Origin of the sequence: Parabacteroides sp. AF14-59, assembly GCF_003479515.1 — a bacterium.
Lineage (GTDB): Bacteria > Bacteroidota > Bacteroidia > Bacteroidales > Tannerellaceae > Parabacteroides > Parabacteroides faecis.
Map to the genome: position 1 here is coordinate 51,463 of NZ_QUHH01000033.1, position 17,081 is coordinate 68,543.

Genomic DNA, 17,081 nt, shown 5'->3' on the forward strand with positions numbered 1-17,081 from the left:
TTTAACAATTACTTACACAGCGACGTATCGCACCCACTCCTTGTTTATCTGGTTCCCGCGGGAGTAGCGGGAAAGGGACTGCATGTTACGCGCACGTTTCTCGAACATACGCAGGTTTTCGTCGCTGTCTTCCAGGAACACGTACTGGTTGTAAAGGTGGTCGCAGGAAAGCAGAAGCCCCACGGGGGCCGCGAACGAGAGCAGGCAGTCCGAACGGTCGGTGGAAAGACGCTCGTAACGGGTGTCCGTACCCACGCGCCCCGGCAGGTCTTCCGTGTCCGAGAGCGTGTGCAGGCACACCCGTTTGTTACCCACGCGCAGAACCTCGGCCCCCAGCTCGATGTCCTGAAGAGAAGTCGTATCCGAGAGCGAGAGGGAAAAGTACCGTTCCAGCAGGCCCGGACAATCCGCCGTACCCGTGATCTCGTCCCCCGTGAGGCGGACAAGGGTCAGGAAACCCGAATCGTTCAGAATACGCTCGAACTGTTCCGCCGCCTCCAGGAATTTTGTCGCCGATTCCCGGTTTACCTCTTTGGGAATGATGTTGCCCCGGCAGAGGGTCGAGAAGTCTGAACGCATGTGCATACGCTCCCTCGTCGTTTTCGTCAGGTAGAGGAAGCAGGCGTGGGTCAGGAACGGACGCTCGTTGAAATGCCGCTCGTAACTGCGGGAGAGGAAACTCATGTCCCCCTCGCCCGTGGCCGGGCGGTAACGCTCGCGGATGAACCAGTCCTGCTTGTGTACCACGCTGTATTCGGGCAAGACCTTCAGGGCCTTGCACCAGGCGGCGTGGATCGCCTCGTACTCGGCGGACGTGACGGTGAACAGCTCCGGGAGTTCGACCCGATAGACGACCGTTATGTCCGCGTCCTTGCTGATGATACAACCGCCTTCCACGGCCAGGAGCGGGAACTTGCTTTCCAGCGTGGTGGCTTTCAAGAGGTTTCTCATACGCGGCCCCCCTTTCTTTTCAGCAACCGGCGCAGGGACTTGCGGTTGAGCAGGTAGCGGGGATGCCGGCGCGCGGCGAGCAGCTTCATCAGCCCGTGTTCCCCGTAACGGGTGTTCAGGCGGAAGGTAAGCCAGACCAGCACCGAAGCCGCCGCAACGCCGAAAGCGATACATACCCACTGATCGACCCCTGCCATGTAGAGGATGACGAACACCACGAAGACGGCCAGCAGGCCGCCCGCGAAGATGAAGAGGTACTGCGCCTTCAGGCGTAGGCTAAGAACCCGGTGCCTTGCCGTATTTCTACGGTAGGTTTCCAAGAACTCGCCTCCGAACCGTGCTTGCACCTCTCGGCGCACACGGCTCTCCACTAACATATTCAGTCTATTATCCCGTGATGTATCTTGTTGTGACAGGGAATACATACAGCTAACGTCTTTCTCTGACGTCCAATCATTTGTATTTTCCATGGCTCTTTGCCTTTTAAGTCTTTGAGTCTTTTGACGTGGTGTATTTCAATGTTTTCCGTTGCGCCACACAATTCACACTTACCCGCTTTTAACCTTTGTATAAGGCTTGATACAGTGCTATTGAAAATCGTGTTGGCTACATAATCACAACTCGCGTCCATCGCGGTTGTTTTACGCTTAAAGCTCCCGTTGAAGAATACCCGCATCTTCTTTCCTCCTTTCTTGTCCTCATAGAAAACCGCAAAATCTTTGTGATGTCGATACTTTGCGATAATCTTTCGGGCTGTCGTACTGTACTTTCGTGCAAAAGTCTTATACAGACTGTATTGCATGATGTACTTGAAAGAATTCAGGTGTGAACTGTTATTTGCGATAGAAAAATAGTTTGCAAAACCTCGGATTTCTCTGTTATAGGCATCCAGTATTTCGAGGTCGTCCAGATGTAGCAACTTTGTCCGGCTTGTGGGTTTCCATTTCGCTTTACCCTCGAATTGATGAATTTCCATCGCCTCGTAGTAGAGAAGTTTATCCCGCATTGTGGACATTGGCACTTCCAACACTACCTTTTTGCCGTAAGCCTTAATAAGTACTCCCGATTTCTCGCCTCTTAACGTCTTATCCGTGAATGGTCGGACATAGATTTCATAGCCGAGGAATTTTGCCTTTCTATTGCCGTGCGTGATTAAGGTCTTTTCTTCGGAGAGCGTCAATTTCAGTTTCTCGCCGAGGAAATTCTTAATATCCTCTTTGATGGCCTCACAGTCCGATTTACTGCCAATCACTCCGATAATAAAATCATCGGCATACCTCACATACTTAATCCGTCTATATCCCTCGTCCATTTCATCGACAGAGGGTAAGTGCATCCTGTTTTTCTGATGTTGCTTAATCGCGTCAATCAGTTCCTTCCGAGTATCTTTATCCTCGGTTTGCTTCAGTTTTGTGCCGAGCCACCAAATTTTCCTGGAATACCGTTTGTACTCAAGGTTCATTGCCCGTCTGTCGCCTCTATCGAATTGACAGGCATACTCTTTCATGTACTTATCCAGCTTGTCGAGATAGATATTAGCCAGTATCGGGCTAATGATGCCACCTTGCGGTGTTCCGCTGTATGTTCTATGAAATGTCCAATCTTCGATGTAGCCAGCTTTCAAAAATTTCCACATTAGCCGGATAAAGCGGTCGTCTGCGATACGTTCTTTCAAGATTCCGATAAGTACATCATGGTTGATGTTATCGAAGAATCCTTCAATGTCGCCCTCGATAAACCACTTGGCCGCAGTAAAATTCTTCTGCACCTGTATCAGTGCGGTGTGGCAGCTGCGTTTGGGTCGGAAGCCGTGCGAGGTGTTCTCAAAACTACCTTCATAAATTGCTTCCAACAGCATTCGCAATACCTCCTGCACTAATTTGTCGTCGATAGACGGTATGCCGAGAGGTCGCATGTTCCCGTTTTTCTTCGGGATGTACGTCCTTCTTGCCGGTTTTGGTTGGTACGACTCATCTTTGAGCGCATCAATCAAATTTTCAATCCGTTTCAGGCTCATTCCGTCGATAGTTTTACCGTCGGAACCTTCCGTCATATTTCCCTGCCTACCTTGTATATTATGGTAGGCGAGGAGAAACATCTCCGAATTGAATAGAACCCTGTAGAGCCGTTCAAACTTGTAGCTCGAAACTTTGCTGTGCTCTGACAGACTGTTTAATACTCTCTCTGGATTTCTCATAATGTCTCACACATTATCCGTTAATTTGTATTAAAAATGTTAGCTGCCACCCTTCGCCATGTACGAGGCTTTCCCTCGCTCGGACTACTACGGTGGCTCCGTTGCCATACCGGATTTTCATAGGTCTGAAACCTAATAGCCTTTCGGCATTCCGGGTTAGGCAATCCACGTTTAATTCTTCGGCAACATAGCTTTGATAGATTGTCGGATACGACTTTCGCCCGTTTCTGCTTATCGCAGTTGTGCTGTAACCTGTTCTGCACCCAACCCTCCAAGGTCGAATCGAGTGTGTTACAGTATGGCGTCTGTAGTTACCTTCCGCCACAGTTTCGAGTTGTGCCACTTGGACTATCGTTCAATCAATCCAGACTTTATCCTCGTATCTATCTTTCATCTCCTGATTCAGTCGCATACTTGGTAACTGTATGACTTATCAGTTTATCGGCAGGCTATACTCCCCGTCCGGTTTCCCTTTCGGATAAGCCGATCGATGATAGGCTATCGAACACTTGCCTAACGTCTTGCTATCGACGCATTTGCCAAAGAACCATTACGTGCGCGCCCCGGAACTCCACGCTCTTGCCGATTCCCTTGTTGATTCCATATTCCATAATTATTTGCATGACAGGTTGGACTACAAGAAGAAAGAGCGTAGGATCGTCGCGGCGACAATCAGGAAAATACACGCGCCGAACCAGCTCGCGGCGGTCTTCGACGTGTCGGGGTCGCCGCTCGAAAACTTGTTATAGACCTTGATGCCCCCGATAAGGCCGACCACAGCCCCCACAGCGTACACGAGTTTCGTGCCGGGGTCGAAGTAACTGGTTACCATGTTGGTAGCCTCCGTAATGCCGGCGATGCCGTTGCCCTGCGCGAAAGCGGAGGAGATGGCGGCAAAGAGAAATGCCGCCGGAAGAAGAATCTTGTTCTTTCTCATAACTCGATAATGTTTGAATTGTGGCGCGGGGATGGATAGGCCCCGCACCGGGTTAAACTTCTTGATTCGTTTTTTTTCAGTGGTTCGAGGATAGCCTCACGCGCTACCCGTAGTCTTTTTCTTTCATCGTGATGTCATTATGGGGTTAAACAAACTCACGGACGTCGAAACCCGTGGGAACCGAACCCTGCGGAGATGGGCTTTCCGCAGACCTCTCGGACATACGCCGGTGAAAAGCCGAGAGGTAGGTGTCGATCAGGGATTTTACCCTGTCATTCCCGTCGGGGCGGCCCGAAACGATGACCTCGAACATGTCGGTCTGTTTCAGGCCCAGGAGGACACGTCCCGTTTCCTCCCTTTGCTCGTCTGTTGAAGGTGGATCGTGTACCACGTGGCGGTAGGCTTCGCCCATCTGTTCAAAACTAACCCCCTGGGCAAGCGAGCGGCCCAAAAGGGGCAGCTCTTCGGTGTCGTCTTCATCCTCGTCATAATCCGGCTCCTCCGCGTCCGCATCCGGGAAAGATTCATCGTACAGCGGAAAGTCGATTTCCAGAGGTTCGTTAGGCTCCCCCTCGGGAGCGACACCGAACACTTCATCCAGGTCTTCCGGCGGAATCTGCCGGGGGTGTTCGGGTACATTCGTGGGCACAAATATATCGGCTTTTTCCGTAACTTTTTCAGTTTCAGATTCTACGGCAGCTTGTGGCCGGGAGTGGCGCAAGTCGAGGACAAAGCGGCTCCTGCCGATGATCTCCTGCCGGCAGGGCGTGTCTTCGGAAACGATCCCGTCTGCCGGTTCGTTACGTTCCATCCGCCGCAGGCGGAAAAACGCCCACAAGGCATACCCCACGGCAAAGAGGGGCAGCAGCCACAACGCCCCGTTCATCGCTCCTCCGCTTTGGGTTGCCGGGAGGCCACGGCCTCACGCTCCTCGAAAAGCCGCTCGATGGTTTCCCGGTTATCGTCCAGGTGCGCCTTGAGAACCTTGTCCACGTAGGCCGTGATCGTCACGTCGCCACGACCGATGACACGGGTGATCTCGCGGATACGCTCGTGATACGACGGACGTATCTTCACGTGCTTGTTACCGGCGAAAGGCAGCCGCAGCAGGCAGATGTAACGGGCCAGGTACTCGGCCTCGGGGGTGGGGACAGTCCCCACGGCGACCTCCCCCGAAGGGCCGTCGGGGACGATAAGGGTTTTCATCCTGCGCCGGTAGCGGCACACGCGGAAGATGAAGGGCACAGCGACGCAAAGGACGGCCGCCAGGATAACAGATAAAATAATTGCTTTGTCTGACATGATGGATTGTTTTTAATAGGTTGTAAATATTGGGTTCATAACTAAAAAATATCGGAGTTCCGTTTCTTGTAGAGTTCCGAAATTTCCTCCTGATAGGTAGCGAAATGCTGCTCCAGCACATTGTCCAGGTAGCTATACAGCGAGAGTTCGTTCTTACCGATAACCTGCACTATCCGGGTTATACGCTCGTGAAACTCCTTGCGGATATACACCGTTTTGCCGCTTCGGGTATTGGAGGGGGCGTTCCGGATAAAAAGACGCTCGTAATCCTGGCCTTTCCCTCTTCGGCGGCGTCCCTCCTCTTTCGTAGCCGGCGAGGAGGCGGCCTCGCCGGACGGTTCCGATAGAGCCGATGCCTCCTCCTCTTTTTCCGGCGTGTAAGGATGCAATGGCCGGTTTCGGCTTTTGGCCTGGCTGATGATGAAGGAAGCGTCCAAACCGTCGTCATGTTCTTTTCCGCTCATAAGATCCTACTTTAACAGTTCGATCAATTCATCCACGAGTTTATCCAGGTTGCTGCCCCGGATCAAAGAACGGTCTGCCGGGAAGAGCGTGGAGCGGAAGACAGAGCGACGGCTGGCGTTCTGCTCACGACGAAAACGCTTGGTGTCAGGCAAGAAGGTCTTCAGGACAGGAAGAGCCAACTCTTTCATTACCGCCTCGTAAACCTGATATAACTCTGTCTTTTCACGTCCGTCCACCATGTTCCATAGCATATACAGCCCTTTCATCCGGGACTTCTCGCGGCCCATGATATGCTCCTTTACCACAACCGCGTAATTCAGGGTGCTTTCCATGACAACCCGGTCGGCACTGATCGGGGCGACGAGATAATCCATTCCGGCCAGGGAATGAATCAGATCCTCGTTATTGATCGTACCGGGAAGGTCGAAGAACACATAATCGAAATCACCTTGCGGCAGGAGGTAGTCGGCATCGGCCAACGCCTCTTTCGTGTTGCTTTCCACGACAGGATAGGCTTTCTTTTGAAGCCGGGTGAATTGTTCGTAAGCTAACCTCTTGTAATGTTCGTCTTCGAGGGCAAGCTTCAGGTCACGTTCCCGCATCTCCACGATGGAGTGTTGGGGATAATCGCAGTCGATGACCGCGACATTGAAACCCTTTACATAGTGCAGGTAAGAAGCTGCCAGCACCGTGAGGGTGGTTTTACCCGCTCCGCCTTTCTGGGTGGAGAAGGCCACGAATTTCGTTTTCTCTTTCATTGTTCCATGCGTTTTTAGTTATACAATCGGGTAATCGTTCATCTCTTCACGTATCCGGGCAAGTGACGGCATGAGATTTTATGCAGGTATGCCGGCACGCATATATGCTGGTGCGCTGGCAGGCTGTTACGCCGGTATGCCGGTGCATGGGCGCGTGTCCGATTTTATACTCATGCGCAACCGCATTTGCTTATCCGGACAAAGACCCGCTTTTTCCTCTGCACACGGTGTTTTCTGCATCCGTCCGCACGTGTGCGGACAGGAGGATGTGTCATTGCCCGTATCCGTTCTCACGTGCAAAGTAAACCCTTAAAAACACGGGTTGTATGCTCTTTTTCCGCTATGGCCGCGTGTGGCATCAAAGTGGACGCAAGTGGCGTAATCACTTGTAGTACAAGCGATTGAATAGGTCGGTATCTTTGCCTCGTGAACGATCCCGACGCTAATGAAGCCGTCCTTGCCCCGTTTTACGGCGGCTCTTTCAATGTTCTGTCCGCGAGCGGGCAGAAGGTATTTGCAAAGGGCAAATAGCAAGCTGTGTTTTCTGCTGCACGATTCTCGTTTTGCAGCAGAAAACAGCTTGCCCGCAAGGGGGAGAAAGCACCTCCGGAGTCGGTGCTTTTCAGAAAGGCGGCAAGCCGCGAAGGGATCGGAATTTTCAGGAACCGGTGGGGCCCTGGCCTCTCCTTAAAATTTCGATGCGATGGAAAAGAACAGAAAGCCCCGAGGGGGCAAAGGGGGACGACCCGCGAAAAACGACCCGGCCGTTTACCGCTTTTCGGTAAACTTTTCAGCCGTGGAACATGCCCGTTTCCTCGACCTTTACGAGCAGTCCGGGCTATTGTCCAAAGCCGCTTTTATCAAAGCGAGAGTGTTCAACGAGGCGTTCCGGGTGGTAAAGACCGACCGGGGAACGCTCGAATACGTGGCGAAGCTGACCGCTTTCCACGCCCAATTCCGTGCCGTGGGAACGAATTACAACCAGGTGGTGAAGGAGCTGCACGCGCATTTTTCCGAGAAGAAAACACTCGCGCTGCTCTATAAACTGGAGAGAGCGACACGTGAACTGGCGGCCGTCGGGCAGCAGGTCGTGTCGCTCTCCGAAGAGTTCAAACAACGATGGTAGCCAATATCACCACCGGAAAAGACGTGTACGGCGCGCTGGCGTACAACCAGGAGAAAGTCGATCGGGGCGACGGGAAGGTACTGCTGACCCACATCGTGAGGGAGCCGGCGGATGGGCGCTTCAACGTGGCCGCGACGGCAGAAGACCTCCTGCGCTGGATGCCCTCGCACTACCGGACGGAAAAACCCGTCGTGCACGTATCGCTCAACCCGGCTCCCGAAGACCGCCTCGACGACGGGCAACTCGCGGAGATAGCCGGGGCCTACATGGAGCGCATGGGTTGGGGAGGACAACCTTATATCGTATTCAAGCATACCGACATCGGACGGGAGCATATCCATATCGTGTCGGTGCAGGTGGCCCAGGACGGGCGCAAGATAAACGACAGCAGGCGCAACGAACGCAGCGTGGCCGTTACCGAGGAACTGGAACGGGAGTACGGACTGCATCCCGCCAAAGGGAGAAAGCGGGAGAAAGGGCAAGGGATCGTCCCCGCCGATTACACGCGGGGCGACCTGAAACGCCAGGTGGCAGCGGTAATAAAACCGGCCGTGGCGACATACCGCTTCCAGACCCTCGGCGAGTTCCGGGCATTGCTGTCCCTATATAATATAGGTATAGAGGAAGTCCGGGGAGAGCGGAACGGAACCCCCTACCGGGGATTGCTCTACACGCTGCTGGACGAGAACGGGGACAAGGCAGTGGCCGCGCCGCTCAAATCCTCACTGTTCGGTAAAGAGGTCGGGTATGACGGGCTGGAACGGCACATGGAGCGCAGCGCCGAACGGTTCGGGAAGGACGACACGAGGAGGCAAATCCGTGGCCGGGTCGATAAAGCGCTTCGGGGAGAACCCACGGAGGAAGAACTGCGCGAACGCCTGCGGGGAGCCCGGGTGGATCTCTACATACGACGCAACGAAAACGGCCGCATCGTGGGTGTGACCTTCATTGACCACGAAACACGGACGGTCGTGAACGGATCACGGCTGGGAAAGGCATACTCGGCCAACGCCTTCGAGCTGCGCTTCGGCGGAAAACGGAATCCCGGGGAAAACACGAGGGGCTTGTCCCCGAAACAAGCGCCTGCCGGACGGGACGGGCAACGGAAGCGGAATACCTCACGACGGAGGAAAGTATAACATCTCAATTATCATTCATTTATTAAATCTTACGGTTATGCAACAGGAAGACGACCTTCGGGGTCTTGCAAAAACAATGGATTTCATGCGGGCATTGAGTATCTTGTTCGTGGTTATCAACATCTACTGGTTCTGCTACGGGCAGATACGGGAATGGGGAATCAATATCGGCGTGGTCGATAGGATTCTGCTGAACTTCGACCGCACCGCGGGGCTGTTCCGGAATATACTATGGACGAAACTTTTCGCCGTCGTGTTCCTCGCCCTTTCATGCCTCGGGACAAAAGGAGTAAAAGAGGAGAAAATTACCTGGCGGAAAATCACGGCATCGCTGGCCACGGGAGGCGTGCTGTTCTTCTTCAACTGGTGGCTGCTGGACTTGCCGCTGACGGCAACGGCGAACGCGGCTTTCTACATACTGACCCTATCGGCCGGGTATATCTGCCTCTTGATGGGCGGCGTGTGGATGTCCCGCCTGCTGAAGAACAATCTCATGGATGACCCTTTCAACAACGAGAACGAATCATTCCAGCAGGAAACACGCCTGATCGAGAACGAGTACTCCATAAATCTGCCGACGAAATTTTACTATAACAAACAGTGGAACAACGGGTTCGCCAACGTCGTAAACCCGCAAAGGGCTTGCATCTGCATGGGAAGCCCGGGCAGCGGGAAGAGTTATTGTGTTGTAAACCAGTTTATTAAACAGCAAATCGAAAAGGGCTATACCCAATACATCTATGACTACAAGTTTCCCGATCTTTCGGAAATCGCCTACAACCACCTGCTGAATCACCAGAAAGGTTACAAGAAAATCCCGACTTTCTACGTCATAAATTTCGACGACCCGCGCCGCTCGCACCGCTGTAACCCCATTCACCCGGACTTCATGACCGATATTTCGGACGCCTACGAGAGCGCCTATACCATCATGCTCAACCTGAACCGAAGTTGGGTGCAGAAGCAGGGCGATTTTTTTGTGGAAAGCCCCATTATCCTTTTCGCGGCCGTGATCTGGTTCCTGCGCATCTACGACAACGGGCGGTATTGTACCTTCCCGCACGCCATCGAGTTCCTGAACAAGCGGTACGAGGATATTTTCCCGATTCTGACATCCTACCCGGAACTCGAAAACTACCTCAGCCCCTTTATGGATGCCTGGCTCGGAGGCGCTCAAGACCAGCTCCAGGGCCAGATAGCATCGGCCAAAATTCCGCTTTCCCGCATGATTTCGCCCCAGCTATATTGGGTCATGTCGGGCGATGACTTCACGCTCGACATCAATAACCCGGACGATCCCAAGATACTCTGCGTGGGGAACAATCCCGACAGGCAAAACATTTACGGAGCGGCTTTGGGATTGTATAATTCCCGGATTGTCAAGCTCATAAATAAGAAAGGCCAGCTCAAATCGGGCATCATCATCGACGAGCTGCCGACAATCTACTTCAAGGGACTCGACAACCTGATCGCCACGGCCAGAAGCAACAAGGTCGCCGTGCTGCTGTGCTTCCAGGATTTTTCACAGTTGAAGAGGGACTACGGGGACAAGGAGGCCGCCGTCGTGATGAACACGGTGGGCAACATCTTCTCCGGGCAGGTCGTAGGTGAAACGGCCAAAACACTCTCGGAACGGTTCGGTAAGGTATTGCAGAAGCGGCAGAGCATGACGTTGAGCCGCAGCGACAAATCGACATCCATATCCACGCAGCTGGACAGCCTGATCCCGGCCTCGAAGATCTCGACGCTCACGCAGGGAATGTTCGTCGGGGCCGTGGCGGACAATTTCGACGAACGTATCGAGCAGAAGATTTTCCACTGCGAGATTGTCGTGGACAACGAAAAAGTGAAAGCGGAAACGGCCCGGTACAAGAAGATACCACAAATTACCGACTTCACGGATGAGAATGGGACGGATCACATGAAACAGGTCGTGCAGGAAAACTACGAACGTATCAAGGCAGAGGCCGGCCGCATCGTCGCCGAGGAGCTGGAACGTATCAAGAACGACCCGGTGCTTTGCAAGCTCCTGCCGGAACAGAACTAAATGAACACAAACACCCCGCAAACACCCTCCGTTACCTTAACGGGGGCTGTTTCCTGGTTTTATAACCGCACAGCTGGTGTTTTGGAGCATAAAGTAGTGATTATGTGAACGGAAAACATTATTTTTGTGTTCGGAATCCTTTTAATTATAAGTATGACAGTTACCGATATATACGAAGCAATGAACAGCAAGGCGGAAGCGTTTTTCGAGTGGTTGCAGGCTCACCCGCAATACGGGTTGCTGTTTGGTGTCGGGTTGCTTGCCCTATGGCTTGCAGGGTTGCTGTTCCGTTGGAAATGGGCGTGTCATTGGCAGTTTAACAGCAAACTGTGGTTATTTGACGATTGCAAGCCTGAAACACGCCGCAGGGTTCAGATTGTGTTGGTCAGCGTTCTGATTATACTTATATTGGTTGGTTTCTTTGTATGGAGATAACGGTATGGAAAAGGACAATCGCAAATACCGGATCTGCTTCATCGACTATATGTGGTATGTAGCCGAGATATGGCACGAAAGGGAACGTACCAATCTCAACGGACGTATGCTACTGTTTTGGTGCTGGCTCTTCGTCCTACTCATACCGCTTGGGTTTCCACCGATATTGCGCCTTTTCGGCTGGATGATTGGTTTGGCCATAGTGATTCCTCTCTGCTTTCTTCCCGATTTATTCTGCAAGCTACGCTATACAGCCGGACGGCGTGAAGCGCTCCGTGAACATTACGGGAAGATGAAACATCCCGGCAGGAAGCTCGCCAAAATAGTTCTTATCGCTATCGCCCTGATCGTGGCAAATGTAGCGCTGATGTTCCACCTCGGATTTATACATTGGGCATGATGAAACGGCAGGAGAATAAGCAACGGTTTTATCTCTGGGATTACCTCTGGTGGGTCGGAGAGCGGTTGCACGAATACCACCTTCGCATCACAGGAGAGAGTATGCTGTTTATGTATTTCAATTTTTTGTTGTTTGTTCCGGTCATGTCGTTGCTTGCGTTTGCGAGGGTTTACCATACGTTTCAGCAATGTATGTGGGGTATCTATTTAGTCCTTGCACTGGTGTATGTGATATGGGGTGAAAAGCTTTACGGAGTCCGCAGGCGCAAAGCCGTCATGAGCCACTATGCTGATAGAAGATTCAAGCCTGCAACAGGTTTTCTCCTTTTCTTCCTGCCAGTAATGTTTTTTGTGGCTATGATTATCACAATCGTTTCATTGATGAAATAAATAACGGCATGAAGAATAACGGCAGACAACGGTTCTATCTCTGGGACTACCTCTGGTGGATGGGGGAGAAATTGGAACAAGCAAGACGAACAGGCAGGGTCGATGGCGAAATGATGCTCTCGATTTATATCTTCGCTCTTTTGATATTCCCTATGATGACTGTTACTATCCGGCTTTTTCCAGGTGTGTCGGCATTGTTGCCATGTGTCGTTTTTAGCATTGTCACATTTGCCGTTATGTCGCTCGTCAGCAGGATTTACAAATGGCGAGGCAAAGCAGTGATGTCTCACTATGCCAAGTGCAGGTTTAACGAACTCCTTGCGGTTCTGTTATTTTTCCTTGCGATGGCCATTATCTGCTTTATGATGTATCTTCTTGACAAAAAGTGATACATACTTTGATACGGACTCCGGGCCGTTATATCGAATGGTCTAACTCGATGTACCAGTTTCCCTTGATGGGCTTGTAAAGCGTGGTGTCGTTGTACGTCCTGCGGTAGATCTCGTTCAGGTCGCCATGTTCGGTGATACGGATATTCCGACGGCTTCTCAATCCGGGATCGTAAACGAAACTCTTGGACGTTCCGGCATCCACGATGCCGTGGGAGTAGTACGGCATAACGAGGCTCACATATACCGAATCTGCCGTTCCCCATTCCCTGCGATCAACAAGGATAAAACCGCATCCAATCTCTGATAACAGGGAGTCGAGTAGGATTCGCTCCGGCTTCAACAGTCCATATACCGGGATGTCTTGTTCATCATTCGTTTCATGGGATGTATCGCTTTGCTCCATTGAATCAAGTATAATAACCTCTTCCGGAGAAAGCGGCGGGTAGTGAAAACTACCTTCTGAACTCTCTGCCATGATTTCGTACACCTTACGGAACGCCACCTCGTGCGTGGTGAAATGGCGTATCATTTCCTCGTCCGACGGCGGCATGGGAGGCTCTCCGCAGCTTACGGCAAGCAGGATTACAAATAACAGGATTATGACTGGTGTTCTCATTTTCTAATGTTTAATGTTCTGTGGCTAACCAATCTTGTTTAGGGAGTTGAGCCATTTGTTAATAGCATCCAATCTGTTATTCTGTTTAATGGTATCTTCATTTCTACATAATTTGATTTGCCGAATAACAGAGTTCTGCATAATTGAATCGGATTTGAAAAGCAGTTCTAAAACGGCTTCATAACATTTGGAATATCTGGACAATTCATCCAATATATTTGCGTCTTTTAGAATATACAGGTTGAAATTGTACACAAATGACTTGTAACTGAAAATCTCCGACTGTAATGCTGCTGCATCAAGACAAGTATAAAACAATTCCTTATCGTGCTGATATAGCCACATATAATCAGATGGGTTCAGGTTGTAGTGCAATAAAGTTTCCGAACGGACAAATGGAAGCCCCGTATTTGAGCCTACCAGATAACGGTATGTCTCATTGACTATTGACTCAACTATTTCAATGGATTCTGATTGTTTGTCCGATTCCCGTATTTCTGTAAATGTATCGGCAATAAGAACTTCCACATCCTGCGATTTGTAATATATACCGTTTTTTTGCCAGCGGAATCTACGGATATATTCTTCAGAAGTCGGACAACAGAACAGTAAAGTATTTAACAATCGGTTCAGATATATTCGCTTATCTGGAATATGACAACGGTGTAACCCTATTATGGAGCCATAAGCGTATAGCTTTCCAAACTCGTTTTCCTCCGAATTTGAATTTTTAGGCATGTAATACAACCGCACAATATTGGAAATGAAATAATATATATCAAGATATTTCAATGTATCAGCCGATTCTCCATATTTGTTAAGTAAATGCCGCTCCAGTTTCTCGCCATACCATAAGTAGCCATCGGGATTTATTTGAAACAACCGATGAAACTTAGGTCTTGATAATGAAAAGTTCTTGTTTCTACTTTTCATTCGTTCCAGTAAGGCGACAATAATTCTATTCGTTATATCCATAGCTGTAATGTTTGGTGGCTAACCGACCTTTAAGGGGAGGTTGAGCCGCTTGTTAATCGTCTTTATTGGATTGAATGTATTATTAAAGATACTTCGTCTTTTTGATAAAGATAAGTTTTTATTATACAAGATGTTTTTTGTAATGATAAAAAAACTTTAACCGACGCTTCACAATAGGGAGACAAAGAATCAAATAGGACTAATTCAGTAGAATCCCATTTTACTTCAACTTCTTCTATCGGTTCTGCCCCAGTTACTATATCATTCTCCAGAAGTTTTTCCACCGTTAGATAATCGGGAGCATACTTCCAACGAATTATTAAAATTGCTCCATCTTTATTTACTATGCGTGTAGCCATCGGTTCATCTCCCATTACCAATAAGACATGATTGTCTATATAGATTTTCCCCAAGTAATCTGTTACGCTACATATAGCATTGTAGTTTTCTTGACCCTTCCATTGATGGGCATATTGTTGCTCAACAATGACAAATGGGCTTCCTGATGTTTCAATCCAATTATTCATATTTTTCTCAGCGATTAATGTTTGGTGGCTAACCGACCTTTCAGGGGTAGTTAAGCCGCTTGTTAGCAACTTCTTTTCGTTTTATAGATTATTTCAGAATATCCATTTGGAAATGATTTGGTAATACTTTCTAAAGCCCCATCGTCTTGATATTGGAATATATGAATTAAATCATTACCACTATTACCCTCAATATCATATTGTTTGACTTCAATATGTGTCAAAGCATTTTCTTTATAGATATAATTCTCTTCACGGCAACCATACCTACCACATAACTGTGACCGTTTCAGCTTTCCGCCCTCAAAAAAGTAATGGCATACATTCATCAAATGTTTTCCATTATCGTATAAAATACTTTTCACAAGATTGTCTGTATAATACAGGAAGGTGTGATAAAACTGATTTTCAATAGAACAACCAACCTTAACTTCTACGATTTGATTTTGGTTATTAAATCCGTAGATACAAAGATTTTTGGTGCTTTTTATTGTATCAGGACGCTTTACAGGTTTTCCTTGTTTGCAACCATTACGCTGATAGGAATATGGAGTAAGTTCATAAAACTCACCCTTATACAACTCAGTCCTGCCAACATCGTCTTCTATTTGTTGCCTTATGGTTTCAAAGTCATTTTTCAATGCTTCAAATTCAATTCTTATAGTTTCTCCAATCATTTCCATCTTTTTGGGGTTGCTAATGGTTTGCAGCGTTCCGCTTATTCAGTCGGTTTGCTGTTTGTTAGCAGTTTATTTTCTAAATAGCCTTTAACTTGTTATTCATTTCTTTCCTATACAGAATTGAACTAAAGGGATAAATATTATTAAGTTCCGGTTTTTCTCCATATAGTTCAATTATCCCATCTATTGATTCTAATTTTTGCAAAATGGGTATTGAAATATTTATGATATTTTCAATTAACCGTGAACGCAACTGTTCATCAATAGTCGATTCTAAATCTAATATCATTTGTGTGGAATACCCTTCAATTTCCATTATTGGGAAGCGCATTCTAATATCACATTGATATTCTTTAGGAAATAATAAATCATCGCCTTTACGTAATAAAGCCGCCAAGTTTATATAAAACATCTTTCCATACAAAGAGTGTTGGAGATTGAATACAACTATACATTCGGCAGTAGTCTTATACCACGAATTTCCTTTTCTACGAAAGCTATTCGCTTTCATTACTGGATGAACTATTGATTTGAATTGCTCTTTATCCATAATATTTAATTCTAAACTGCTAATGTCTGGCGGATAATCGAGTTTTTAGAAGATTAATCCGCTTGTTATAAACTCAATTCAATCGCTTTCCATTTCTTAGACTTCAATTTTTCTAAAGAGTGTTCGCTATATCCCTTTTTAGTAGCTTTTACAGGAATAAGCGTATAAAGAGTAACCATATCCTCTTTGTTATCATATTGATTCGCTGTATCAGAGTAGTTATAATCTACGACATAGAATCCAGCCAATTTCTCCGACCAAGAGATTGCGTTGAACCCTTTCTCTGTTTTGGATATAAAATCTCCATCAGAGAATGTTCTTCCGTTACGGACTTGGTTCGTCAATTCTTTCATTACCATATAAGGGAACTGTGTCTTCTCCATTTTAGAGTATGGATTCCAGCCAAACGGAAGCACAATAACAAACTCCACATAAGGCTGGGTATATTGGAAATTTCCTACACTGAACAATAACGAATTGTTACCTCTATTAACAACCGCAAGCCTATTGAATACACCATTTTCCGTTTCATTGAATTTGTTAGGAATAACTCTGCCAATATTCCAGTCTATATGTTGGGATATGCCACCACCTACTTCAGACCATACATAATCGTGGTTGATATTGGACAACGCACCCTTTTCCTTCAGAAAAAGGCTTATTTCGTTATGTCCACTACTAATAGACCAATCAAGAGGAGAAAAAAGTAGAGTTGTAGTAAGCCTATTTATGTCCGCACCTTTCTCTATAAGATAGCGAACAATCTCAAAATGCCCTTTAGCGGCAGCTTCATTCAAAGCTGCTGTTGTAGAACTTTCATAAGCATTTATATCTGCGCCATTTTCTATCAATAATTTGACTATTTCTAAATGGTTTCCAGACGAAGCACCCCATAAAGGAGAAAATAATCTATCTTTAATACAATTTACATCGGCTCCATATTGAATTAAAGTCTTGCAAATTTCATAAAAACCTTTCTTTGCAGCTCGGCATAAAGGTGGATGAAGCGTATATAAATTCTCATCATTCAAATCCAGATCTGAATGTTGGTCGAGTATATTCGACACTTCCTGCACGTTGTTATCGCCAACTGCTTTTTCCAGTTTTATATAAATTTCTTTATTATTCATCTATTGAGTTTATAATGGGTTGTAAATAGCAACTGTTAGGGTTGCTTATTTATTTGTTATCCGCA

At 48.1% G+C, this 17,081-nt stretch carries 20 protein-coding genes and 1 pseudogene; 7 read left to right on the forward strand and 14 right to left on the reverse strand.

Annotated features, from left to right (window positions below; all coding sequences use genetic code 11):
• Positions 1-30 precede the first annotated feature (30 nt).
• The 8 genes and pseudogenes from DWW23_RS24095 to DWW23_RS24135 all read right to left on the reverse strand — a co-directional run.
• Positions 31-951, reverse strand: a pseudogene (locus tag DWW23_RS24095) (TraG family conjugative transposon ATPase); the annotation flags it as partial.
• Positions 948-1,328: a DUF4133 domain-containing protein gene (locus tag DWW23_RS24100; RefSeq protein WP_233564440.1), complete on the reverse strand. Its 381-nt coding sequence runs from the start codon at positions 1,326-1,328 to the stop codon at positions 948-950. The pseudogene DWW23_RS24095 and the gene DWW23_RS24100, both read right to left, overlap by 4 nt.
• Positions 1,329-1,330: 2 nt before the next feature.
• Positions 1,331-3,148, reverse strand: a complete 1,818-nt coding sequence (ltrA, locus tag DWW23_RS24105) for a group II intron reverse transcriptase/maturase (RefSeq protein ID WP_117929076.1) — start codon at positions 3,146-3,148, stop codon at positions 1,331-1,333.
• Between the two features lie 634 nt (positions 3,149-3,782).
• On the reverse strand, positions 3,783-4,085 hold the full coding sequence (locus DWW23_RS24115) for a DUF4134 domain-containing protein (RefSeq protein ID WP_004319158.1): 303 nt from the start codon (positions 4,083-4,085) through the stop codon (positions 3,783-3,785).
• A 145-nt stretch (positions 4,086-4,230) separates the two neighbouring features.
• Positions 4,231-4,971 (reverse strand): hypothetical protein, encoded by a 741-nt coding sequence (locus tag DWW23_RS24120; RefSeq protein ID WP_070782548.1) that lies wholly within the window; start codon positions 4,969-4,971, stop codon positions 4,231-4,233.
• The gene (locus DWW23_RS24125) at positions 4,968-5,387 is read right to left on the reverse strand and encodes a DUF3408 domain-containing protein (RefSeq protein WP_004295458.1); all 420 of its coding nucleotides are present in this window, start codon (positions 5,385-5,387) and stop codon (positions 4,968-4,970) included. Before DWW23_RS24125 ends, DWW23_RS24120 begins: the two co-directional genes overlap by 4 nt.
• Before the next feature lie 41 nt (positions 5,388-5,428).
• Complete coding sequence (locus DWW23_RS24130; RefSeq protein WP_117929078.1) at positions 5,429-5,851, reverse strand: DUF3408 domain-containing protein; 423 nt, start codon at positions 5,849-5,851, stop codon at positions 5,429-5,431.
• 6 nt (positions 5,852-5,857) lie between these two features.
• Positions 5,858-6,610, reverse strand: coding sequence for a ParA family protein (locus DWW23_RS24135; protein ID WP_009123640.1), 753 nt, complete (start codon positions 6,608-6,610; stop codon positions 5,858-5,860).
• Between the two features lie 703 nt (positions 6,611-7,313).
• Here DWW23_RS24135 and mobA point away from each other — a divergent pair.
• The 7 genes from mobA to DWW23_RS24175 all read left to right on the forward strand — a co-directional run bounded on the left by mobA (position 7,314) and on the right by DWW23_RS24175 (position 12,535).
• Complete coding sequence (gene mobA / locus DWW23_RS24145) at positions 7,314-7,736, forward strand: conjugal transfer protein MobA (RefSeq protein ID WP_004295462.1); 423 nt, start codon at positions 7,314-7,316, stop codon at positions 7,734-7,736.
• Positions 7,730-8,875, forward strand: a complete 1,146-nt coding sequence (mobB, locus tag DWW23_RS24150; protein ID WP_117929080.1) for a conjugal transfer protein MobB — start codon at positions 7,730-7,732, stop codon at positions 8,873-8,875. The genes mobA and mobB overlap by 7 nt, the downstream gene beginning before the upstream one ends.
• Before the next feature lie 37 nt (positions 8,876-8,912).
• Complete coding sequence (gene mobC / locus DWW23_RS24155) at positions 8,913-10,922, forward strand: conjugal transfer protein MobC (RefSeq protein ID WP_007662663.1); 2,010 nt, start codon at positions 8,913-8,915, stop codon at positions 10,920-10,922.
• A gap of 153 nt (positions 10,923-11,075) precedes the next feature.
• Positions 11,076-11,357 (forward strand): Imm17 family immunity protein, encoded by a 282-nt coding sequence (locus DWW23_RS24160; protein ID WP_117929088.1) that lies wholly within the window; start codon positions 11,076-11,078, stop codon positions 11,355-11,357.
• 4 nt (positions 11,358-11,361) lie between these two features.
• Positions 11,362-11,757 carry a hypothetical protein gene (locus tag DWW23_RS24165; protein ID WP_004295258.1) on the forward strand — a complete coding sequence of 132 codons (396 nt, stop codon included), beginning with the start codon at positions 11,362-11,364 and terminating at the stop codon, positions 11,755-11,757.
• Entirely contained in the window at positions 11,754-12,146 is a 393-nt protein-coding gene (locus tag DWW23_RS24170) for a hypothetical protein (RefSeq protein ID WP_117929082.1), read from the forward strand. The genes DWW23_RS24165 and DWW23_RS24170 overlap by 4 nt, the downstream gene beginning before the upstream one ends.
• 8 nt (positions 12,147-12,154) lie before the next feature.
• A complete protein-coding gene (locus DWW23_RS24175) occupies positions 12,155-12,535 on the forward strand; it encodes a hypothetical protein (RefSeq protein ID WP_117929084.1) in 381 nt (126 codons plus the stop codon).
• A 28-nt stretch (positions 12,536-12,563) separates the two neighbouring features.
• On the opposite strand, the gene DWW23_RS24180 is transcribed toward DWW23_RS24175, so the two are convergent.
• The 6 genes from DWW23_RS24180 to DWW23_RS24205 form a co-directional block, all read right to left on the reverse strand.
• Entirely contained in the window at positions 12,564-13,154 is a 591-nt protein-coding gene (locus tag DWW23_RS24180) for a DUF4948 family protein (protein ID WP_004295259.1), read from the reverse strand.
• A 24-nt stretch (positions 13,155-13,178) separates the two neighbouring features.
• A complete protein-coding gene (locus DWW23_RS24185) occupies positions 13,179-14,129 on the reverse strand; it encodes a hypothetical protein (RefSeq protein WP_007662662.1) in 951 nt (316 codons plus the stop codon).
• Between the two features lie 62 nt (positions 14,130-14,191).
• Positions 14,192-14,656 (reverse strand): Imm21 family immunity protein, encoded by a 465-nt coding sequence (locus tag DWW23_RS24190; RefSeq protein WP_004295263.1) that lies wholly within the window; start codon positions 14,654-14,656, stop codon positions 14,192-14,194.
• Positions 14,657-14,718: 62 nt separating this feature from the next.
• A complete protein-coding gene (locus tag DWW23_RS24195; RefSeq protein ID WP_117515696.1) occupies positions 14,719-15,339 on the reverse strand; it encodes a hypothetical protein in 621 nt (206 codons plus the stop codon).
• A gap of 73 nt (positions 15,340-15,412) precedes the next feature.
• Positions 15,413-15,886, reverse strand: a complete 474-nt coding sequence (locus DWW23_RS24200) for a DUF4304 domain-containing protein (protein WP_004327349.1) — start codon at positions 15,884-15,886, stop codon at positions 15,413-15,415.
• A gap of 65 nt (positions 15,887-15,951) precedes the next feature.
• Positions 15,952-17,016 carry an ankyrin repeat domain-containing protein gene (locus tag DWW23_RS24205; RefSeq protein WP_117589543.1) on the reverse strand — a complete coding sequence of 355 codons (1,065 nt, stop codon included), beginning with the start codon at positions 17,014-17,016 and terminating at the stop codon, positions 15,952-15,954.
• Positions 17,017-17,081 lie beyond the last annotated feature (65 nt).